Origin of the sequence: Paenisporosarcina indica, from assembly GCF_001939075.1 — a bacterium.
GTDB classification, from domain to species: Bacteria; Bacillota; Bacilli; order Bacillales_A; family Planococcaceae; genus Paenisporosarcina; species Paenisporosarcina indica.
Genome location: NZ_MPTA01000001.1, coordinates 289,447 through 312,385, shown reverse-complemented (window position 1 = coordinate 312,385; position 22,939 = coordinate 289,447). Strand labels below are relative to the sequence as shown.

Sequence of the window (22,939 nt, the reverse complement as noted above, 5' to 3'; positions counted from 1 at the left end):
AATAGACGGCCGGGTGATTAAGTATAATGAATATTTTTCTTTTTAATGTAAAGCATTCATTGCCCCCAGCTCTTGATGAATTTCAATCAATCTTGCGTTGCTCTTGTCGATTTCAGCTTGATCTTGAATTTGGATGGCATCGAACAAAGAGGCAAGTTCATAGTCAAGCTCTAATCTTAAACCTTGAATTAATTTTTTCTCAACGTCTTCTTTACGAATGATATGGACTACTTGTTTCATGGTCTTACACCCCTTTTCTTTTATTTCTTAAAATTCAGAAAGTTTTTATACTTTATGGTGAGATTTCGATTTTGTCAACTCCATAAAGTTCTCTTACATGATTTTTTCCCATCTTTTGATTAAACTAAACGTAGGAATTGTGAAAGGCGGGAAAAAAATGAAAAACAAATGGAATGATACCGATTTCGAGGTATTTCAAATAGAAGGATTAGAACATCGTATGCAGTCGTTGATTGAAAAAGTCCGTCCAAAGTTTGAAGCATTTGGGCAAACATATGCTACTTTCTTTTCTGCTAAAACAGGGGACGAATTTTATCCGCATGTAGCAAAACATGCAAGACGGTCGGTTAATCCACCTAAAGATTCATGGGTAGCTTTCGCCCCTTATAAACGCGGATATAAAGCAATGCCCCATTTTCAAATCGGTTTATGGGGGACGCATGTCTTTGTGATACTGGCTGTCATATATGAAGTGCCAGATAAAGTTCAGATTGCAGAAAGACTATTAAAGAAAAAAAGTTTATTCAAGAAGTTGCCTCAAGACTTCATCCTATCTGGAGATCACATGTCCCCGGAAGCTTCGCCACTAAAAAAAGCTCATAAAGGGGATTTAGAATCATTATTGAAGCGTTTACGTGATGTAAAAAAAGCCGAATTCTTAGTAGGACGTCATCTTACACGCGATCAAGCTGTTGCAATGACTGCTGAAGAGTTTGAAGCCTTCACGGAAGAAACATTCGAGGCACTGTTACCTGTTTACAATATTATGGTGAATAAAAAATAGGACTTATTAAAGTTGGCTATTGAAGTTGAATTAATTGCAAAAGCGTGAAGCATGAGGCTCACCAGTAAGTTGGCTCATGCGGAATATGTGGCTAGCGTACCCGTTCGATTAGTAACAGGAGCGTTAACATAGCTAAATAATAAAAGGAGCGAGGGATTATTTCCCCGCTCCTTTTATTATGCTTCCTGCAGGAGCATCTTTCAGTTTTTTGATGACAGTAAAAGAGACATAACCGCTTTCTTTTTCAAATTCACGAAAATAGGTTTTCTCTTCTGCCATTGAAGGAACCACTTCTTTAAATCGTCGGTATTTTGCCATTAATTCTTCTCGTTTAATTCCTGTTTCATAGGCTCGTTCAATCGCCGCAAAAAAATTCACAACATCGACGATTTCATCTGTAGACCATTCAGGTGAAAAAGGGTAAGAATAACTCATTTGAAACACTTCCTTTCATTCCATCCATTTTACGCGGAAGCCCTCTGCTTGTGCAATCATTCTTGTAATTAATGCCTCAACTGACGGAACATCATCAATTAGACCAGCCACTTGTCCTGCCCATCCAAAACCTTGCGATTCTAGTCCTTCATATATGTATTGTTTGTTAGCCTGACCGCTAATATACTCTTTTAACGCGTCATAGGTAGGTGTTACTGCTTCAATTTCATGTATTTTTTCGGTCCACTGGTTTTTCAGCGCACGAGCTGGTGATCCTATTGAACGTTTAATAACTGTCGTCCCAGTTTCGCTACTATCAATTAATGCTTGCTTATACACTTGTGATGCATGTATGCATTCTTTTGTTGCAATAAAACGCGTCCCCATCTCAATTCCTTCTGCACCTAAAGCTAGAGCAGCCATCATTCCACGACCATCACCGATTCCACCCGAAGCAATAACAGGGATCGAAACGGCATCCACAACACGAGGTACCAGTACCATGGTACTTACATCATCCCTGCCTAAGTGACCACCACCTTCTTGCCCAACGACCATGACGGCATCTGCACCGAGTTCCTGTGCTTTTTGTGCTTGTCTTGTTGCCGCAACTAAGACCAATTTCTTTATGCTCGTTCCTTTAAGTTGCTCAAATATAGGTGTTGGATTCCCACCTGTCATGGATACCACAGAAACGCCCTCTTCTATTGCTACATTCAACATCTCTTCAAATGAACGCCCATGCTCACCGATTGAAAAGTTAACACCAAATGGTTGTTCTGTCAGGGAACGAACTTTATTTATTTCTGCTCTTAATTCTTCCGGTGACCCCAAACTCATTGCGGTAATTTGACCAAGTCCTCCTGCATTTGATACAGCTGCAGCTAAATCGGCATAGGCGAGGTATGCCAGACCACCTTGAATAATTGGGTATTTTATTTGTAATAATTCAGTTATTCGTGTATTCCAGTTCAATTCTACTCATCCTCCTAACGTCTACATGTTACATAATTCGGCATAATTATTGAAAATCCTTTATATTTATATAGTCAAAAGCAAGCCAAAATGCTATAATTCATTTGTTTTTCATATTAATAATGTATTTATAGTGTGCTTTTTGAACACTCTTTAAGAAAGTCGAGGTGGCACGTCCATTGTCTCAGTTAGAAACCCCATTATTTGATGCCTTGCTTAAACATCGCAATCGACATCCTATTCAATTTCATATTCCCGGACATAAAAAAGGATATGGTGTCGATCCAGCGTTTCGCGAGTTCGTTGGCGACAACATTCTTTCCATTGATTTAATTAACATTGCTCCACTTGATGATTTACATTCTCCAAAAGGGGTAATCAAAAAAGCACAAGAACTAGCTGCAGAAGCTTTTGGTGCTGACTATACATTCTTTTCCGTCCAAGGAACGAGCGGTGCGATCATGACCATGATTTTATCCGTTGTAGGTCCTGGCGATAAAATCCTCGTCCCTCGTAATGTGCATAAGTCTATTATGTCTGCCATTATTTTTGCGGGTGCAGTGCCCGTTTTTGTTCATCCTGAGGTCGATTCAGAGCTTGGGATTTCACATGGGATTTCAGCCGAATCAGTTGAACAAGCATTAGAAGCACACCCAGAAGCAAAAGCCGTATTAGTGATTAATCCAACCTATTTCGGATTTTCCGCAGACTTATCTCGTATTGTTGAACTTGCACATTCCCGTTCGATTCCAGTAGTCGTGGATGAAGCACATGGCGTTCATATTCACTTCCATGAGTCCCTACCTGTATCAGCTATGTCAGCAGGAGCGGACATGGCTGCCACATCCGTGCATAAGCTCGGTGGTTCCATGACACAAAGTTCAGTGTTAAATGTAAAAGAAGGACTTGTCTCATCAAAACGCGTTCAGTCGATTTTATCAATGCTTACGACGACATCAACTTCTTACCCTATATTAGCGTCACTAGATACAGCAAGACGCCAACTAGCGATTCACGGGCATGAGTTAATCGAAAAAACCATTTCATTAGCATCTGATGCTAGAGAACGAATCAATCAAATTCCACACTTACGTTGTGTCGGAAAAGAAGTATTACGCACATCTGCAACGTACGATATGGATCCTACCAAATTATTAATTAGTGTAAAGAATCTAGGAATCTCCGGTCATCAAGCTGAAGAATGGTTACGTGAAAAAGCAAATATTGAAATCGAACTTTCGGATCTTTACAATATTTTATGTATTATCACGATCGCCGATACGAATAAAGAGGTAAACATCTTGGTAAATGCTCTTAACCGCATGTCTGTTGCCTTTGATGCTGAAGCAGCTATTGTGGAATCACATGTGACAGTTCCAGGTATTCCACGACTCGCAATGACACCTCGCGATGCATTTTATGCCTCTACGGAAATAGTGCCATTTAGTGAATCTGCAGGCCGTATTTCTGCTGAGTCTATTATGATCTATCCGCCAGGAATTCCAATTTTTATTCCTGGGGAAATAATTACAGATGAAAACATTGCCTATATTCATATGAATATAGAAGCCGGTTTACCTGTTCAAGGTCCAGAAGATGATGAACTGAAATTAATTCGTGTTATTAAAGACTATAAAGAGTCAAATTGATGAATAAGAAAAGGCTGAGCAACCGATTATGATCGGTCATGCTCAGCCTTTTCAATTAAAATACAACTCATGACCCCACACTTATCTTACAAGAACGATGTGGCAGCCTTATTCTGCCTTCACACCTTGTATCGTAGCAGGATCAATCATTTCATAGCCTTTTCCGCGTAATCCATCTACAATCCCTTTAAGGGCTGCTGCTGTCCACTCTCGGTCATGCATTAGCAAATTGGCTCCGTTAGTTAAGTATTCGCTGTTCACCATGATATTTGTTAAAGCTTCAGCATTTTGATACTGCTTTTCCCAATCGTAGCCATATGTCCAATTCATTAAAAGCATGCCCTCGTTCTTCACTAATGCACGGCTGAAATCTGTATTCGAACCAAATGGAGCACGGAAGAATTTTGGTTTTTCCCCAATAATGGATTCTACCGTTTCATTGGTTTGCATAATTTCTGCACGTTGTTGTTCTTCAGACAAATCTTTTAAATTGGCATGCGTTTGCGTATGATTTCCTATAGCAAACCCCAAATCGTGGATTTCCTTTAACACGGCCTTTTCTTCATCGGTGTCCAAAAAGTGACCATTGACAAAAAATATTGCTGGTGTATTTAAGGCTTTTAATGTTTTAGCCATTTCCAATGCGTGTTTGTCCGGTGCATCATCGATTGTAAGTAATACTACTTTTTTCGGGGCATCTGCTATCGGTTTAAATGTCCAGTTTGCTTCATTTAGGACATACAAGGGTTCTACCACTTCATTTATAGGCGCCTCTACCACTTCTTCAATTTGTTCTTCTTCCTTCTCTACTTCTACTACCGGTTCTTTAGGCGCGGATACGGGCGTCTTTGTTTCTTCTTTGTCACCGCATGCCGCTAGCAATAATATTAATAAATTCATAATCAATAATTTTTTATATTTCATGCGAAATCACCGTAACCCTTTCGATTGCCATTTTATCATATTTTCGACAAATCTTTCTATTACAATTCATAAAACGACAAAAAAACCGCACAACCATGTGGCTGTACGGCTAATTCATTTCATTATTTTGAAAGAATATGAATTGGATGACCCATAACTACTTCTGCAGCTTCCATTGCAATTTCACCTAATGTAGGATGTGCATGAATAGTCATCGCAATGTCTTCTACTGTCATACCAGCTTCTATTGCCAAACCAAGTTCAGCAATCATATCCGAAGCTCCTTGACCAACGATTTGAGCTCCAAGAAGTAGACCATCAGATTTACGTGAAACTAGTTTCACAAAACCATCAGTGGCATTTAACGCAAGTGCTCGACCATTCGCTCCGAATGGGAATTTACCTGCCGCTACTTCAAATCCTTCTTTTTTCGCTTGTTCTTCATTTAACCCAACTGTTGCAAGTTCTGGATCTGTGAAACATACTGCTGGAATTGCTAAGTAATCCACTACAGATGTTTGGCCAGCGATCACTTCAGCTGCCACTTTACCTTCATAAGAAGCTTTGTGTGCAAGTTGAGGTCCAGATACTACGTCACCGATTGCAAAAATGTTTGGAATGTTTGTACGTACTTGTTTGTCGACTTCAATTAATCCACGTTCGCCAAATTTAATTCCAATTTCTTCAAGTCCCATTTCGTCTGTGTTTGGACGACGACCCACTGTTACTAATACATAATCCGCTTCGACTTTCTTCTCTTCGCCGCCTGCTTCATACGTTACTGTTACGCCAGTTTCTGTTTCTTCAACACCTTTTGCAGATGCTTTAAGAACAACTTCGACACCTTTTTTCTTCAAGCCTTTTTTAACGATTTGTGTCATTTGTTTTTCAAAACCAGCTAAAATGTCATTGCCGCCTTCAATAATCGTTACTTCTGAACCTAAGTTTGCAAATGCAGAACCTAATTCAGTACCGATATATCCCCCACCGATCACGACTAATTTCCCTGGGATTTCGTCAAGTGCTAATGCACCTGTTGAACTAAGGACACGTTTTGAGAATTTGAACGTTGGAATTTCAACCGGACGAGATCCAGTAGCAATAATTGCGTGTTTAAATGTGTATGTTTGCGCTGCGTTTTCAGTCAACACACGAATTGTGTTTGTATCAACAAAGTACGCTTCCCCACTTACGATATCGACTTTATTCCCTTTTAATAAACCTTCAACTCCACCAGTTAATTTCTTAACTACGCTATCCTTGAAAGCTTGTGCTTTAGAAAAGTCAATTGTCACGTTAGATGCTGTAATCCCCATATCATCAGAGTGTTTAGCGTGTTCAAAACGGTGACCTACTGAAATCAATGCTTTTGATGGGATACAACCAACGTTTAGACAAACGCCACCAACTGCACCTTTTTCAACGATTGTAACTTTTTGTCCAGTTTGCGCTGCACGAATTGCAGCCACATATCCGCCAGGGCCTGAGCCAATGACGAGCGTGTCAGTTTCAATTGGGAAATCTCCTACTACCATTTTTTACGCCTCCATTAATAAAAGTTCTGGATTGCTTAGCAAACGCTTAATGTTATTTAATGCGTGCTGAGCAGTCGCACCGTCGATCATACGATGATCAAAGCTCAAAGATAATGCTAACACAGGAGCAGCTACAATTTCACCATTTTTTACTACAGGTTTCTCTGCAATTCGACCAATTCCGAGAATTGCAACCTCTGGATGGTTGATGACAGGTGTGAACCATTGTCCACCAGCTGAACCGATGTTCGTGATTGAACATGATGCACCTTTCATTTCTGAAGGTGATAATTTACCATCACGAGCTTTCCCTGCAAGCGTATTAATTTCGTCTGAAATAGCAAATACAGATTTACGGTCTGCGTGTTTAATGACTGGCACTAACAAACCTTTTTCTGTATCGGCAGCAATCCCGATATTGAAGTAATGTTTTTGGATGATTTCGCTTGCTTCGTCATCTAATGAACGATTGAAGTCTGGGAATTCACGTAAAGTGCTTACCAATGCTTTTACTACATATGGTAAATACGTTAATTTCACATTCTTTTCAGCTGCTAAATCTTTGAATTTTTTACGATGAGCAACAAGCTCAGTAACATCTACTTCGTCCATTAACGTAACGTGAGGTGCTGTATGTTTCGAATGAACCATTGCTTTTGCAATCGCTTTACGGATACCCGACATTTTTTCACGTGTTTCAGGGAATTCGCCTTCAAGTGACGGAGCTGCAACTTGTGCAACTTTTTCAACTTTCTCTTCAGTAACCGTTTCTTGAGTAGAAATAGCCGCTTCTGCTTCAGTTGATTGTCCACCATTCATGAACGCCTCAATATCCTGTTTCATCACACGTCCATTTTTACCAGACCCACTTACTTGAGTAATTTCTACATCGTTATCACGTGCAAACTTACGTACAGAAGGCATCGCGATGACACGACCATTAAGGTCTTTTTGTGCTTTAGGAGCTGCATTTGTCGCTTCAGAGACTTGCTTCTCAGGCGCAAGTTCTTTTGCTACAGGCGTCGCTTCCTTGTTCACTTCTTTACCATCTTCCAAAGTAGCTTGCACTTGTGATTCTGTTGTTACCTGTGCTTTCGGCTCATCTTCGTGATCGCCTTTAAATTTAAGATCTTCATAGCCAGGTGCATCAATGCGAATCAGTACTTGTCCTACTGTTGCCACTGTACCTTCACCTATTACTACTTCTTCAATCTTTCCTGCTACTGGTGAAGGAATCTCAACGACTGCTTTGTCGTTTTGAACTTCACATAATATATCATCTTCGCCAATCGTGTCGCCGGCTTTTACAAACCATTTAACGATTTCGCCTTCATGGATACCTTCACCGATATCTGGTAATCGAAATTCAAATGCCACAAAATTCACCCTTTCTGATGTGAGTGTCTATTAGAACTACCTATTAGAACGTTAATACTTTTTTAGCTGTCGCTACTATATCTTTAGAGTTCGGTAACCAAACTGTTTCCGCTTGTGAGAATGGGAAGACCGTATCTGGTGCAAATACACGAAGAACAGGAGCTTCTAAACTCAATATTGCACGTTCGTTAATTTCAGCAACTACGTTTGCTGCTACACCCGCTTGTTTTTGTGCTTCTTGTACAACAACAGCACGTCCTGTTTTTTCAACAGAAGCGATGATTGTTGGGATATCTAAAGGTTGAACAGTACGTAAGTCAATGACTTCTACTGAATAGTTTTCTTTTTCAAGTTCTTCTGCAGCTTTCATGCTCTCCTGAACCATTGCACCATAAGCAATGATCGTTAAGTCAGTTCCTTCACGTTTCACTGCTGCTTTTCCTAAAGGAATTGTATATTCTTCTTCAGGAACCTCTTCACGGAATGAACGGTATAACTTCATGTGCTCCAAAAAGATAACCGGATCGTTATCGCGAATCGCAGAAATCAATAAACCTTTTGCATCGTAAGGTGAAGAAGGGATGACAACTTTCAAACCTGGTTGAGACGCAACCAATCCTTCTAAACTATCCGCGTGCATTTCAGGTGTATGAACGCCTCCACCGAATGGTGAACGAATGGTAACCGGTGCGTTGTAAACACCGCCGCTGCGGAAACGCATACGTGCAAGTTGACCACTGATTGAATCCATTACTTCATAAACGAAACCAAAGAATTGAATTTCAGGAACTGGACGGAATCCTTCTAATGAAAGACCCACAGCTAAACCACCAATACCGGACTCAGCTAATGGAGTATCGAATACACGGTCTTCACCGAATTCTTTTTGTAATCCCTCAGTCGCACGGAAAACCCCACCGTTATTTCCAACGTCTTCACCGAAGACGAGGACGTTTTCATCATTCTTAAGCTCTGTACGGAGTGCGTCCGTAATTGCTTGAATCATCGTCAATTGTGCCATCGGTTACTTCGACTCCTTCTCTTTGTAAAGTTCATATTGTTCTTTTAAGTTATATGGCATTTCTGTGTTTGGATCGTACATAATTTCCATCAAATCCGTCACTTTTTGTTTCGGAGTAGCATCTGCAATTTTGATGGCTTCTTTGATTTCTTCTTTTGCTTGTTCGATTACTTCATTTTCCTTCTCTTCGTTCCAAAGACCTTTTGCTTCTAAATAAGTACGGAAACGTACTAATGGATCTTTCTTTTCCCACTCAGAATCAGTCTCTGAAGTACGGTAACGAGTTGGATCATCACCAGCCATTGTATGAGGTCCGTAACGGTAACATAATGTTTCGATTAATGTTGGGCCTTCTCCATTTACCGCACGCTCACGTGCATCACGCGTTGCAACATAAACTGCAAGTGGATCCATCCCATCAACTAAGATACTTGGAAGACCTGCTGCAATTCCTTTTTGTGCGATTGTTTTCGCAGCTGTTTGCAATTCGCGTGGTGTAGAGATTGCGTACTGGTTGTTTTGCACGATAAAAATTGCTGGTGAACGGAAAGCACCGGCAAAGTTAATTCCTTCATAGAAATCACCTTGTGAAGAACCACCATCACCTGTATATGTAACGGCAACTGTTTTCTTCCCGCGTTTTTGCATACCAAGAGCAACCCCGGCAGCTTGGATAAACTGAGCTCCAATAATGATTTGTGGCGGGAACACTTTCACGTTTTCAGGTATTTGATTTCCCGCGAAATGACCACGAGAGAATAAAAAGGCTTGCGCTAATGGCAAACCATGCCAAATGATTTGTGGAACATCACGGTATCCTGGAAGAATAAAATCTTCTTTTTCTAGTGCAAAGTGAGATGCTAATTGAGATGCTTCTTGACCTGCTGTAGGTGCATAGAAACCTAAACGTCCCTGACGGTTTAATGAAATCGAACGTTGGTCTAAGATACGTGTATACACCATGCGGCGCATTAACTCGACTAATTCTTCATCTGTTAAATTCGGATCTGCATCTTTGTTAACGATTTCGCCTTCTTCGTTTAATATTTGAAACATTTCAAATTTTTCTTCGATCGCTTGAAGTGTTTCGACTGGACCTAATTGCTTGGCATTTTTTGCTGCCATATTAACACCTCTCCTTAAGTAACTGTATTAAAAAATCAAGAAAAACAGAGTGATACAATACTCATACTTCCCTAGTATACTCAACTTTAATTTCGTGGTCAATCATTGGAAACTCTAGTAAAATAAGAATTTATTATTCATTAATAATTCGAACAACAACATGCTGTACTAGTACAAAATGTTTTCTGTACTATAAAACTACATTTGGTTTAAACACTTCTATTACAAAGAAAAAACGGCCTCATAGAGAGACCGTTTCATTATTCTTCATTTAAGGTATCAAACACAGCAGTTTTAGTTTCATTGACCTTTTTGGTTGTTTCATTAAATGCATTGATTGAAGATTGAACAACATCATTTTGTTTATTGACATTCACAACTTGTTCTTGAAGTTGTACTTGTTCAGTTTTTTCATTTGGCAACATGTCATAAAGCTCAGTTTGAAGTGTTGACAACTTCTGATACTCATCATAGACCACTTCATACGCTTCATAGCGTGCTTCCATCGCTTCCTTCAAACTTACTAAAGTTTTCTTCTCACCCTCTTCTTTCGCATCCTCTATGAGTTTATCAATTGAAGATAACGATGAAAGTGCGCCTTGAATTGACTCATTTTCTTTCTCAAGCAATGCTAGACGTTCAGTAAGTGAAGTTTTTAATTCAGTCACTTTCGAAGCAACTTCTTCTTTATCTTCTTGAGTCAATTCCATTACTGAGTTAAACGTACTTTGTTCTTTCTTTTCCAATTCAGCTATTTGTTCTTGGGCATCACGGTATCCCTTTTCCTTTTCATACACTTTTGCCAAATCATCCGTTAATTGCTCCTGTGTTGATGTTCCAATTGAACATGCAGAAAGCAATAGTGAAGTAGAAAGTACCGCGCCAATTATGTATTTTTTCATACTATCCCCCCTAAACCTTTTTCTACTATAGACCCTCTAGAAAGAAATTTCAACCAATCAAAAGTTGGTCTTTTCGTTTGCAGGACCGCTATCATTCGCTATACTTAGTCATGAATGTTAGTTAGAAAGGAAGACCTATATGTTTGAAATGAAAGATATTATTCGTGAAGGTCACCCTACTTTACGAAAAAAAGCACTAGAAGTAACTTTCCCTTTATCGGATGAAGAAACAAAATTAGCTCATGACTTACTTGAGTATGTTAAGAATAGCCAAGATGATGAAATGGTTGGGCGTTATGATTTAAGACCTGGTATAGGTATTGCTGCGATTCAAGTCAATGTCCCTAAGCGGATGTTCGCTCTTCACTTACCCGATGATGAATCCAAGTTGAGTATGGTAGCAATAAACCCAAAAATCATCAGTCACTCAGTGGAAAAAACATATATTGCAGCTGGTGAAGGCTGTTTATCTGTAGATCGTGTAATTGAAGGGCACGTCCCAAGATATGCACGAATCACTGCCAAAGGGTTTTACCCAGACGGTAGTGAATTCAAACTCCGCCTAAAGGGATTGGCTGCAATCGCTTTTCAACATGAACTTGATCATTTGAACGGCATTATGTTCTATGATCACATTAATCCAAAAGATCCATTTGCAGAGATTCCGGATGCAGTCCCCTTTGAGCGAAAGTAGAAAAAGGTTCCCCTATATCGGGAACCTTTTTCTATTTTCGCTTTTGGGGTTTTCTTATATCAGTTTTAAATATTTCATTGCTTCAGCTAACCCATTTTCATCCACATGTGTCGTTACATAATCAGCTCGTTTAAGTGTTTCTTTATGACCATTCCCCATAGAGACACCAAATCCAACAGTCTCTAGCATCTCAATATCGTTTAGACCATCTCCAAATGCAATCGTATCTTCAATTGCAACGTTTAACTTTTCACATATATATTTAATGGCTTTTGCTTTAGAAGCGCCACTAGGTAAAATATCAGCAGATACACGATGCCATCTGACAAACTTTAATAACGGGAACGATTCTTTATATTCCTGTTCTTCCTCAATTGTACAAAAAACAAGTGCTTGGTAAATCTTCTCATTCACATAAAAATCTTCTTCGAAGTCAGGGTAAGGGAATTTCAAGCTGTTGATACTTTCTTCAACATGTGGGTGATATGCAATGGTTGAAATCATTTTCTCTGCATTCATATATACCATGGGATGATTTTGTTTTTTGGCAAATTCAGAAACCAGCTTGAGCTGCTCAGCATTAATTTCTGTATGAGACAAGACTTTATTTTGATACACGATGAATTGACCATTAAAACAAATATATGAATCAATCTCCAGTTCTTTCAACACATCTTGAATCATAAAAGGAGCTCGTCCAGTAGCTATCATTACTTCGTGACCATTTTTCTTAGCTTGGATTATTGCTTCTTTAGCTTCTATCGGCAAAACTTTATTGGAGTCGTAAAGAGTCCCATCTATATCAAAAAAAAGTAGTTTTTTCATATTATTCATCCTCTCTATTAGGCTATGTTAAGATGGCTGATGATGTTCTATAAAATACTAGAGAGTACATTTGCGCCAGGTTAGTTTAACATAGCTTTTTATTAAATAAATGTTACTAAAGAAAGGCACTCTTTACAAAAGACTAAATTTTCTGTACAATCATACATAAGGAGTGATATGCCATGTTAAAACGTCTAAAAAAGAAATTATTGAGACGGCTAGGCGGCATTCTCGGGAAAAAATCAATCGCATAATTTTTTGCTCTACTATATTGTAGTAGGGCTTTTCTTTATTTTAAAAGTAGCACGTGATAATATAAAGAGAATGAAATTATTTTGCACGTGAAAAAGGAGACTAAATTATGATCTACAAAGTACTTTACCACGAAAATATGCTTGAAGTGCCAGTTCGCGAAAACACAAAAAGCCTATATATCGAAGCATCCTCTGAACGCGAAGTTCGTTACGCCTTAAAGGATCGCAAATATAACATCGAATTTGTTCAGCTTCTTGAAGGTAATCATTTATCTTACGAACAAGCCGGCGTAAATTTTGAAGTGGAGAAAATATAAACAACATGAAATTCGTTAAGAATGATCAAACAGCGGTTTTCGCACTCGGCGGACTGGGCGAAATCGGTAAAAACACTTATGGTGTACAATTCCAAGATGAAATAATTTTAATTGATGCCGGTATTAAATTCCCTGAAGATGATTTACTCGGAATCGACTATGTCATCCCTGATTACACGTACCTTTTGAAAAATGTAGACAAGATTAAAGGTCTATTTATTACACACGGTCACGAAGATCATATCGGTGGTATTCCCTACTTGCTGAAACAATTGAATATTCCTGTATATGGAGGAAAACTTGCTCTTGGTTTGTTACGTAATAAACTTGAAGAACATGGTCTATTACGCACAACAAAAATGCACGTCATTGGTGAAGATGATGTAATTAAATTCAGAAAAACTTCTGTAAGTTTCTACCGTACTACTCACAGTATTCCTGATGCATTCGGAGTTGTTGTTAAGACTCCATCAGGGAATATCGTTCATACCGGGGATTTCAAATTCGACTTCACTCCCGTCGGCGAACCTGCAAACTTAACTAGAATGGCTGAAATCGGTCGCGATGGCGTTTTATGTTTGCTTTCAGATAGTACGAACGCAGAAGTACCGGATTTCACGATGTCTGAAAGCAAGGTCGGCGAAAGTTTGTTGGAAATTTTCCGCAAAGTTGATGGCCGTATCATTTTTGCTACTTTCGCGTCCAATATTCACCGTTTGCAACAGGTGACTGAAGCGGCAGTTCTCCTTGGTCGTAAAATTGCTGTTTTCGGACGTAGTATGGACAACGCGATTACTATTGGTCGTGAACTTGGATACATTACTGCACCAAAAGATACGTTCGTTGATACACAATCTTTAAATCGTTTGCCTGCAAATGAAGTGATGATATTATGTACGGGTAGCCAAGGCGAACCAATGGCGGCATTGTCTCGTATTGCTAACGGTACGCATCGACAAATTCAAATTCAGCCGGCTGATACGGTAATCTTCTCTGCATCACCTATTCCTGGTAACCGTGCAAGTGTCAATCGAACAATTAACTTATTGTTCCGTGCAGGAGCTGATGTCATTCATGGTTCATTGAATAACATTCATACATCGGGTCACGGTGCTCAAGAAGAACAAAAATTGATGTTACGATTAATGAAACCTAAATTCTTCATGCCAATTCATGGTGAGTACCGTATGCAGAAAATACATACCCAACTTGCTATTGACTGTGATGTTGATCCAAATAATACTTTCATCATGGAGAATGGTGATGTATTAGCACTTAGCCAAAATGAAGCTGCTATTGCTGGCCGCATCCCATCCGGTGATGTCTATATTGACGGTAGTGGGATTGGTGATATCGGCAATATCGTCCTACGTGATCGTCGTATACTTTCAGAAGAAGGTCTAGTAATTGTAGTCGTGACTACAGATCAAGAACGTCAAAAAATCGTTTCTGGTCCCGATATTATCTCTCGTGGATTCGTTTATATGCGTGAATCAGGCGCTATGATTAACGAAGCTCAACATATGTTAAATCGTCATCTACAAAAAACAATTCAATCAAAAGCTACTCCATGGTCTGAATTGAAAAATGAAATTACTGATGTTTTAGCACCTTACTTATATGAAAAGACGAAACGTCGTCCTATGATTCTACCGATTATTATGGAAGTCTAACAAACTAGTATAAAAAGCATGTCCTATTAAGGGACATGCTTTTTTATTTCTGTAAATATTAGAAGCTGATTGTTTCTATTTAAATCAAAAAAGCTGTGCAGCTATCACTTGTCGTGATAACTGCACAGCTTTTACTTTTAAGACTAATTCCATTCGAAGTCGGTCTATTATGACCTGCTCCAATATTTGTTAATGCATCGCTTTTTTCTCGAATCGGTTAATATCTGCATCTGCACCGATGACGATTAATATGTCATTGATAATAATTTTTTCGTCTGCTTGAGGTGACACGAGGATATCTGCACCCCGTTTTATCGCGACAATATTAATTCCATATCTTGCTCGAATATCGAGGTCAATAATGGTTGAACCCGCTAATATTTCATTCGCTTTTATTTCCATAATTGAATGTTCATCTGACAATTCCAAGTAATCCAGTACATTATTTGACATGATGTTATTGGCAATTCGGATTCCCATATCACGTTCTGGGTGAACGACTTGATCTGCCCCAATTTTACGTAATACTTTTTCATGATAATCATTTTGTGCCTTTACTGTAATTTTGTTTACACCTATTTCTTTTAACATTAACGTTGTTAATATACTAGATTGGATGTCTTCGCCAATCGCGACAATTACATGCTCAAAATTACGAATACCAAGTGATTTCAACACAGATTCATCAGTCGTATCGGCAACGATTGCTTGAGTAGCAATCGCAGCAAATTCATCAACGCGTTCAGCAAATTTATCGATCGCCATAACATCTGCTCCTTGATCAATAAGCTCGCGTACAATACTTCCTCCAAATCGACCTAATCCAATAACTACGAATTCTTTTTTCATCTTCAGCCTCCGTTATTTAACGAATGGACATAGTGTATCACAACTTTGAAAGCTGCTCAAATTCAATCTGAGATACTTTCAAATTGGGACATTACTAGCTGTTGATAATGCCCACGTTGTTTCATTAATGAGTCATGATTACCAGATTCAAGGACTCCTCCTTGTTCCAATACAATAATCTGATCTGCTTCACGAATCGTCGATAACCTATGTGCAATCATAATAGCTGTTCTGTTTTTTAGAAGTGTACGTAATGCAACTTGAATTTGAAGCTCCGTTTCTGTATCTATCGAAGCTGTTGCTTCATCCAATATGATAATTCGCGGATTTGCCAGGAGTGCACGTGCAAAAGACAACAATTGACGTTCACCCACTGATAATATATTTCCGCGTTCTTCAACTTCTGTCTCGTAGCCATTCGATAAACGTTCAATAAAACGGTTTGCACCAACAGCTTGTGCTGCACTTTTCACTTCAGCATCCGTTGCGTGGGGATTACCAAAGCGGATGTTTTCCATAATTGTGCCCGAAAAAATAAATGTTTCTTGCAGAACAATACTAATTTGCTCTCGTAATGAGCTCAACGACAAATCTCGAATATCGCCCCCATCCATTTTAACCATTCCTTTGGTAGGATCATAAAAACGTGATACTAAGTTAGCAATCGTAGTCTTACCTGAACCAGTATGACCGACTAGAGCTACCGTCTCTCCCGCTTTCATTTCTAACGATATTCCTTTTAATGCCAAGCGATCTTCTTCATATCCGAATTGAACCTTGTCAAATTCAATATGACCTTTCAACTCATCTATTTTTTTCGGATTTTCTTTTTCATGAACTAACGGTTGTTCATCCAAGAACTCGAAAATGCGTTCAGATGATGCCATTCCCATTAATAATTGATTGTATACCTGCCCAAGACGAGAAATAGGCTCCCAGAACATTCCTAGATAGAAGGCGAAGGATACGAATTCACCTAGATCGAGGTGCCCACTTTGGATTAAATAAGCACCATAAAGGATTAATACAACTGATCCCACCGCATTTGTCATTTCAACAAATGGACGGAACATGGAGTTTTTCTTCGTTGCCACACGCCATGATTCATAACTTTCCTCATTAATGCCGTTGAAGAAAGCCATGTTTTCGTCTTCTTGTGTAAACGATTGTGTAATACGCATTCCTTGTATACTTTCATTTAAATGTGAGTTGATTTTCGCTTGTTTCATACGTACGTCTTGCCAAGATCGACGGATGTTTTTACGTAACGTCGTCGAAATGAAAAACATCAAAGGCAAAATAACAAGAACTGCCAATGCAAGTGGTGGACTTAATGTAAATAATATAATTAGAACACCAGCGAGAAGAAGGATATCCATCAATAAATTGATGACGCCATTTGTAAATAATTCTTGGAGTGAATTAATATCATTCATGATTCTGACTAAAATGGATCCGGCTGAACGTTGGTCAAAAAATCGATGCGATAGCCACTGTACATGTGTAAATAAATGTTTACGCAAATCGTAAATTACATTTTGACCTAGTTCATTCATCCATCGTATTCGGAATCGATTGGCAATGGTATTGACAATGTAGAGCACTGCAATGGAACCAACAAGTGTCCACAGTAACGTAACATCTTTATTTTCTAATGCTTTATTAATAACAAATACCCCAATTAATATTGGAATAAGCAGTCGAATCAGTGTTGTAATTGTAACGGCGATAAACGCTTTTGGTAGCAAAGTGCGGGAGTAAGGTTTCAAATACGTAAACAAACGAGAGAGTTGAGACCAGTTAAATGGTGCATCAATTACATCATCCGAAGAATAGCGGAATCGTTTTAATACACTAGGATTGATTTGTTTGGTCATATAGATTCCGCCTTCCTATGCATAGACATTTTCAAGTTGATCTTTATATTGAATTTCATAAATTCGTTTATATAATCCATTTTGTTTAATAAGTTGCTCGTGAGTACCGCGTTGAACGATTGTGCCATGCTCAAAAACGATTAACTCATCTGCATGTTTTACTGAAGAGATTCGATGTGCAATGATAAATGTTGTGCGCCCTTTCATGACTTCTTCCAGTGCTTGTTGTATGTGGAGTTCAGTTTTCATATCAACAGCACTAGTCGCATCATCCAACACTAAAATAGCTGGATTTTGACACAATGCACGAGCAATCGCAATCCGTTGTTTCTGACCACCTGATAACCCTAGCCCTCGCTCACCCAGCATAGTGTCATAATTCCCTGTAAGCTCCATGATAAAATCATGTGCATTGGCACGTTTTGCAGCATCAATAATTTCTTCCATTGTTGCATCTGGACGTCCGTAAGAAATATTCGCTTTTATTGAAGAAGAGAATAAAAATGACTCTTGCAAGACAAATCCGATATTTGATCGTAGTGAAGTTAAAGAATAATCTCCAACCGAAATTCCATCAATTTTCACTTGCCCTTCATTAGGTTCATAAAAACGCGTTAATAATTGCGTTAAACTCGTTTTACCTGAGCCTGTTGCACCAATTAAGCCAATGCGTTTTCCAGCCTCTACTGTTAGATTCACATCATTTAATGCCACTTGATCCTCTTTACGATATTGTAGTGTGACATTTTCGAAAGCTACATGGCCCTTCATATGTGAACCATCCAAGGCATTCTTTTTTGAGTGAATCGGTTCAGGGGCTTCTAAAACTTCTAATAAACGCTCTCCAGATGCCTTTGATTGTGAAAACAGATTAACAGTAAAGCCTAAGTTCATGATTGGGAAAATGATATAACCTAGCAAACTATAAAAAGCAACCAGTTCGCCGACAAGTAATTGTCCATTCATAACCAGGTAACCGCCATAACCAAATAGAAAAACGATACTAATATTACCGAGGAACTCCATCACTGGGAAATACTTTGCCCAAATTTCGGAAGTGAATAAATAGCGCTCTTTGTAATCACTGTTTGATTCATTGAATTTGTTAATTTGAAAAGATTCACGTGAAAGTGACTTTACAGTATGAATGCCACTAATGTTTTCTTGAACATTGGTATTTAATTTCCCAAAAGATTTTCGAATGTCTCGAAATGCAGGGTGCACAAGTTTATCAAAACGTAGCACTGCGACCACTAGCAAAGGCATCGAGACCATCGAAACAAATGTTAAAGAAACAGAGTAATAAAACATGACACATAGTGACACGGATACAAGGAAGATTAATCGGAACAACTCCACAAATCCGAACGATAAGAAAAACCGAAATCCCTCAACATCCGCAGTTAAACGTGACATTAAGTCTCCAGTTTTCGCATTATCGTAATATGAAAATGGTAATCGCTGAAGTTTCGCGTATAAAGCATTCCGTAATTCGTAAACTGAGCGAATCCCAAACATATCGCCGGTGTATTGTCCGATGTATGTCGCAATTCCTTTCACAATCATCAGAGCCATAAAAATTCCTGCAAGTGTCCAAGCTAAGTCATATTGCTCACCCGTAATAACCCGGTCAATTGTTTGTTGTAAAATGATTGGATATGCAACCGTAATCAGCAATGTAACAAGTAGCATGATCAATGACCAAAAAAACAAATGCTTATTTGGCCAATAATATCCTTTCAATTTTCTGAAAATTTCCAAGCTAATTCCCCCTAATTCAAAAGACATAGTATTTAATATAACGGATTCCGAAATAAATGAACACCCCTTTTTGACTGATATTTAAATTAAATCAAAATTATCAGGTAAAATGGTCAAAGCTATGCTAAATGATCATTGAATTCATCGTACTTTTCAACAGCCTTTTTTAAACTAGACAATTCAAAGCGATACCTTTCTTTTATCTTACATTTGCGCAAATGCATTCTTTCTTTTTTATTAAGCATTGTTTTATTTCATTGTTGATTTTTACTTATTTATAGATATGGGGCAAAACAGGATATCATCAAACGGATTTAATTTAGCCTTTATTCAACATCAGCAGTCTTCGTATACAATGAGTAAATAAAAAATGCCAGGCACAATAGGTTAGGTTGGGACATAAAACATCCACAAACTCCTAGGTGCCTGGCACTATAAATTTGTAACATCATTAACTTAAGCGTTGCGCATTTCGTCTAAGACACGATTAACGCGTTTTTCGAGCATTTTCATTCCACTTCCGCCTGCTTGGAAATGACGAAGTTGACCATCTTTATCAAATACGTAATAAGCAGGTACGTATTGATTGTCGAATGTGTCTGTTAACTTCATTTCACTGTCAACGTAAATAGGTTGTGTGATATCATGTTCAGCTGCAATTTTTTCAATATCAGCTAGGTCCATGTCTTTTTCAGAACGTGGCATATGAACAGCAACTACATTTAGTTCGTCTTTGAATTGATCACGGAAGTTGTTTACATCTGGCATGGCTTCTTTACATAAACCACAACTTACTGACCAAAAATGAATTAGTGTCGGTTTCGTACCAATCAATTGTTTCTTTGTTACTTCTCCATTTAGCCAAGCAGTTGCATCATTTAATTCAGGCATTGGTGAGCGTAATTTCATATAAGGTTCCTCCTCGTATACATGTTAAAAATTCCCCACTGCTTATAGTATGCGTGGGGAACCATCGTTGTTTAATTAAAGTGTTTTTTGACCTGGGCGCCAGTTGGCTGGGCAAAGTCCACCAGTTTGAAGTGCTTGCAATACACGAAGTGTTTCATCTACATCGCGACCGATGTTGTTATGGAAAACTGTTTGGTATTGTGTTTCACCTTCAGGATTGATGATGAATAATCCACGAAGAGCGACTCCTTCTTCTTCGATTAACACACCGTATTCACGCGCAACTGTATGATTCGTGTCAGCTGCTAATGGGTATTTTAATTCACCTAATCCATTGTCTTCACGAGCTGTATTGATCCAAGCTAAGTGTGTGTGAATTGTATCTGTAGAAACACCGATAATTTCAGCGTCTAAATCTTCAAACTCATCAAAGCGATCCGACATTGCTGTGATTTCAGTTGGACATACAAATGTGAAATCCATTGGATAGAAGAACAATACTGTCCATTTATCATGTTTCATGTTTTCTTCAAGACTTACTTTCCCAAAAGACTTATCAGCAAGCACTGCTTCCATTGTAAAGCGGGGTGCTTGTTTCCCTACCATGCGTTCTGCCATATTAAAAAACCTCCAAAAATAAATTCTCGTACGAATTGTATGCGTTATTTGCACAATTTCAGAATAACAAAGTACCACTTACAAATCAATTTATCCAGCTTCTTCAAAGACCGCTAAACATAATTTTCGTCAATTTCGTGTCGAATGTTTAGTATGAGTCATTATTAGGAATTAATGATTTAAATATAGTTATTTAAATCAAAGATATGTAAAAAGCGATTCAGTTTTCTTTAACGTACCTTGGCGCAGGTCGTTGGTTCCGTATGCACCCTTTCATTGTTGTTCAATATCAGTAGCCTTCTTTTACTTAAATAAAAAACCTAAGCACCTTTATCTTAAAGGTCGCTTAGGTCTTAAATCACAATATTCACATGATGGATCTTGACATGCCGCTTCTCTCCAAGAATTGCAGGGCTTGCAGTAACAGGCATCATACTCTTCATCATAGGATAATAGTTCAAAGCAGTCATTACAATACTCGTTGATTTCATCTGCTGCGATTACAAGATTATTAACTAGTAGAAAAGTACCTTCCACTTGTTTTTGACGCATTTTTGGATCTAAAAATAATAACATCGTTCTACCCACGACCGTCACTCCTTCTGAATTTCATGGTAACATATATATAAGAAAGTAAAAATAGTGGAGGTCTTCAATATGGATGAAACCGCAAAAATACATCCTCTTATAATCGATCAAGCGTATATGACCTTTCTGTTCCCATGGTCATTTCTCGAAAAAAAACGCAAGCATATTACTGAACATCTACTAAAAAATGATTTCACTTTTTTTACTTTGGATCAAAAGGATTTACAAGATGCTTTTTATGGAAATAACATACAAGTAAAACACGAAGAATTAGATCAATATTTTCTACCATACATCGAACGGAAACTTTTTCCACACCGTACCACTCAGAATGGATTTTTGCGTTTTTCCAAACGAGTGAATGAAAAGTTTACTCTTCTTGTTCATGATAGCAAATTTCCGTTTATAGTAAATAGTATTGATGTGATTTTATGCCCTTTTGGGATTGGATTTATCACAATTCGAACCGAAATGGATAAAAGTAATGAGCAATTATCGGGGTTGCTCGATTTTATGAATCATTTCAGAGTATTAGAACCAAAGCTCGATGAAGAAAAAGGAGCAACCATCCAACAAAAAGAACAAGTTTTTCAAACAACCAATGAATTTGTTTTTGACTATCTCTGTCCAGAAATAAAATCGTTTATCATTCATGATGAAAAAAGATCTGGTTATTTCGGAAGCTTACCATTCTTTGAAGATGAACGTATGCTTTCTTCAGGATTTCTAATTGCCAATGGTGAACATCCGATAAGTGTTGACCATCTCTATCGAATGGGTCAACTGAATGGGAAAAATCCTGATGGTCAATCGTTTATGTCAAGTACAAATCTTGAGTACATGGAGCGCTATGTCCAAAAACATGTACATGATCGGTGGGCTCCGGATTCTTACACCGTAACATCAGAACATACACAAATTACCGTTTCGCTGAATTCTCCTGAACAATTAATCACACCTATATCTCAGTTTATGGGAACACATCATTATAATTTAATGCTACACTACTTCTATAAAATTATGTTATTTCGCTTATCTTTCGAATATAGTGAAATTCAATGGGAACAAGATGAAGATTATGTGGAAGAATTAATTGAACTCATTTCAAAGTTTTCGTCTCGTTATTATTTTGGAGAAGTTTCGGCTCGAACGGAAGGAAAAGAACTATCCCACAATTATCGTGAGATTTTCCAACTCGATAATCTGTATGAAGAAGTAAAACAAACATTAAATGAACTTTATCGTGCCCAAGAAAATCAAGCAAATAAACGACATAATATGCTGTTGTTTATGTTGACGGTATTTACCGTTATTTCAGGGATTTATGGGATGAACCTAGTTATTGAAGATTGGAAAGGCAAGACGGATTGGTCTAAAGTTCCTGGTTATTCTTTTTTTGAGTGGATTTCACTCATTACTGCAGTAGTTGGAATTTCATTATCGATTATCTTAATGGCTTCAACAGGCGGAAAAGGGATTTGGAAAAAAATCAGGAAATGGAAACGAGATCAATACAAGTAACTTCTCATCCGCGGATGAGAAGTTTTTTTGTTAGTTTTGCACGAAAATAGATCTTTTTGCAAAAGCATAAATAAATAACTTGATAA

The 22,939-nt window shown here is 38.2% G+C and carries 22 protein-coding genes; 6 read left to right on the top strand and 16 right to left on the bottom strand.

Annotation, left to right across the window (positions count from 1 at the left end; translation table 11 throughout):
• Positions 1-42: 42 nt before the first annotated feature.
• A complete protein-coding gene (locus GY23_RS01420) occupies positions 43-240 on the bottom strand; it encodes a hypothetical protein (RefSeq protein WP_075617423.1) in 198 nt (65 codons plus the stop codon).
• 157 nt (positions 241-397) lie between these two features.
• Here GY23_RS01420 and GY23_RS01415 point away from each other — a divergent pair, with 157 nt between their 5' ends.
• The gene (locus tag GY23_RS01415) at positions 398-1,024 is read left to right on the top strand and encodes a YktB family protein (RefSeq protein WP_075617422.1); all 627 of its coding nucleotides are present in this window, start codon (positions 398-400) and stop codon (positions 1,022-1,024) included.
• A 156-nt stretch (positions 1,025-1,180) separates the two neighbouring features.
• On the opposite strand, the gene GY23_RS01410 is transcribed toward GY23_RS01415, so the two are convergent.
• Positions 1,181-1,459: a UPF0223 family protein gene (locus GY23_RS01410; protein WP_075617421.1), complete on the bottom strand. Its 279-nt coding sequence runs from the start codon at positions 1,457-1,459 to the stop codon at positions 1,181-1,183.
• Positions 1,460-1,474: 15 nt separating this feature from the next.
• Positions 1,475-2,434 (bottom strand): NAD(P)H-dependent flavin oxidoreductase, encoded by a 960-nt coding sequence (locus tag GY23_RS01405; protein ID WP_075617420.1) that lies wholly within the window; start codon positions 2,432-2,434, stop codon positions 1,475-1,477.
• Positions 2,435-2,613: 179 nt separating this feature from the next.
• Here GY23_RS01405 and GY23_RS01400 point away from each other — a divergent pair, with 179 nt between their 5' ends.
• Positions 2,614-4,083, top strand: coding sequence for an aminotransferase class I/II-fold pyridoxal phosphate-dependent enzyme (locus GY23_RS01400; RefSeq protein WP_075617419.1), 1,470 nt, complete (start codon positions 2,614-2,616; stop codon positions 4,081-4,083).
• A gap of 108 nt (positions 4,084-4,191) precedes the next feature.
• On the opposite strand, the gene GY23_RS01395 is transcribed toward GY23_RS01400, so the two are convergent.
• The 6 genes from GY23_RS01395 to GY23_RS01370 form a co-directional block, all read right to left on the bottom strand.
• Complete coding sequence (locus tag GY23_RS01395) at positions 4,192-5,007, bottom strand: polysaccharide deacetylase family protein (RefSeq protein ID WP_075617418.1); 816 nt, start codon at positions 5,005-5,007, stop codon at positions 4,192-4,194.
• 122 nt (positions 5,008-5,129) lie between these two features.
• Positions 5,130-6,542, bottom strand: a complete 1,413-nt coding sequence (gene lpdA / locus GY23_RS01390; RefSeq protein WP_075617417.1) for a dihydrolipoyl dehydrogenase — start codon at positions 6,540-6,542, stop codon at positions 5,130-5,132.
• A 3-nt stretch (positions 6,543-6,545) separates the two neighbouring features.
• Complete coding sequence (locus tag GY23_RS01385) at positions 6,546-7,919, bottom strand: dihydrolipoamide acetyltransferase family protein (RefSeq protein ID WP_075617416.1); 1,374 nt, start codon at positions 7,917-7,919, stop codon at positions 6,546-6,548.
• A 43-nt stretch (positions 7,920-7,962) separates the two neighbouring features.
• Positions 7,963-8,940 carry an alpha-ketoacid dehydrogenase subunit beta gene (locus tag GY23_RS01380; RefSeq protein ID WP_075617415.1) on the bottom strand — a complete coding sequence of 326 codons (978 nt, stop codon included), beginning with the start codon at positions 8,938-8,940 and terminating at the stop codon, positions 7,963-7,965.
• A 3-nt stretch (positions 8,941-8,943) separates the two neighbouring features.
• Positions 8,944-10,065 carry a pyruvate dehydrogenase (acetyl-transferring) E1 component subunit alpha gene (gene pdhA / locus GY23_RS01375; RefSeq protein ID WP_075617414.1) on the bottom strand — a complete coding sequence of 374 codons (1,122 nt, stop codon included), beginning with the start codon at positions 10,063-10,065 and terminating at the stop codon, positions 8,944-8,946.
• A gap of 260 nt (positions 10,066-10,325) precedes the next feature.
• A complete protein-coding gene (locus tag GY23_RS01370; protein WP_075617413.1) occupies positions 10,326-10,967 on the bottom strand; it encodes a YkyA family protein in 642 nt (213 codons plus the stop codon).
• 139 nt (positions 10,968-11,106) lie between these two features.
• Here GY23_RS01370 and def point away from each other — a divergent pair, with 139 nt between their 5' ends.
• The gene (gene def, locus GY23_RS01365; protein WP_075617412.1) at positions 11,107-11,661 is read left to right on the top strand and encodes a peptide deformylase; all 555 of its coding nucleotides are present in this window, start codon (positions 11,107-11,109) and stop codon (positions 11,659-11,661) included.
• A gap of 54 nt (positions 11,662-11,715) precedes the next feature.
• Here the strand turns inward: def and GY23_RS01360 are convergent, their stop codons facing one another.
• Positions 11,716-12,486: a Cof-type HAD-IIB family hydrolase gene (locus GY23_RS01360; protein WP_075617411.1), complete on the bottom strand. Its 771-nt coding sequence runs from the start codon at positions 12,484-12,486 to the stop codon at positions 11,716-11,718.
• Positions 12,487-12,847: 361 nt separating this feature from the next.
• On the opposite strand from GY23_RS01360, the gene GY23_RS01355 reads away from it, so the two are divergent.
• Both GY23_RS01355 and rnjA read left to right on the top strand, forming a co-directional pair.
• Positions 12,848-13,057, top strand: a complete 210-nt coding sequence (locus GY23_RS01355; RefSeq protein ID WP_075617410.1) for a DNA-dependent RNA polymerase subunit epsilon — start codon at positions 12,848-12,850, stop codon at positions 13,055-13,057.
• 5 nt (positions 13,058-13,062) lie between these two features.
• Complete coding sequence (gene rnjA, locus GY23_RS01350) at positions 13,063-14,730, top strand: ribonuclease J1 (protein ID WP_075617409.1); 1,668 nt, start codon at positions 13,063-13,065, stop codon at positions 14,728-14,730.
• A gap of 189 nt (positions 14,731-14,919) precedes the next feature.
• On the opposite strand, the gene GY23_RS01345 is transcribed toward rnjA, so the two are convergent.
• The 6 genes from GY23_RS01345 to GY23_RS01320 form a co-directional block, all read right to left on the bottom strand.
• Positions 14,920-15,579, bottom strand: coding sequence for a potassium channel family protein (locus GY23_RS01345; RefSeq protein ID WP_075617408.1), 660 nt, complete (start codon positions 15,577-15,579; stop codon positions 14,920-14,922).
• 62 nt (positions 15,580-15,641) lie between these two features.
• Positions 15,642-17,456, bottom strand: a complete 1,815-nt coding sequence (locus GY23_RS01340) for an ABC transporter ATP-binding protein (protein ID WP_075617407.1) — start codon at positions 17,454-17,456, stop codon at positions 15,642-15,644.
• A 15-nt stretch (positions 17,457-17,471) separates the two neighbouring features.
• Positions 17,472-19,217, bottom strand: a complete 1,746-nt coding sequence (locus tag GY23_RS01335; RefSeq protein ID WP_075617406.1) for an ABC transporter ATP-binding protein — start codon at positions 19,215-19,217, stop codon at positions 17,472-17,474.
• A 456-nt stretch (positions 19,218-19,673) separates the two neighbouring features.
• Positions 19,674-20,126, bottom strand: coding sequence for a TlpA family protein disulfide reductase (locus tag GY23_RS01330; protein ID WP_075617405.1), 453 nt, complete (start codon positions 20,124-20,126; stop codon positions 19,674-19,676).
• A gap of 75 nt (positions 20,127-20,201) precedes the next feature.
• Positions 20,202-20,744 carry a peroxiredoxin gene (locus GY23_RS01325; RefSeq protein ID WP_075617404.1) on the bottom strand — a complete coding sequence of 181 codons (543 nt, stop codon included), beginning with the start codon at positions 20,742-20,744 and terminating at the stop codon, positions 20,202-20,204.
• A 330-nt stretch (positions 20,745-21,074) separates the two neighbouring features.
• On the bottom strand, positions 21,075-21,332 hold the full coding sequence (locus GY23_RS01320) for a hypothetical protein (RefSeq protein WP_075617403.1): 258 nt from the start codon (positions 21,330-21,332) through the stop codon (positions 21,075-21,077).
• A gap of 69 nt (positions 21,333-21,401) precedes the next feature.
• Here GY23_RS01320 and GY23_RS01315 point away from each other — a divergent pair, with 69 nt between their 5' ends.
• Positions 21,402-22,853, top strand: a complete 1,452-nt coding sequence (locus GY23_RS01315; RefSeq protein WP_075617402.1) for a magnesium transporter CorA family protein — start codon at positions 21,402-21,404, stop codon at positions 22,851-22,853.
• Positions 22,854-22,939: the final 86 nt, after the last annotated feature.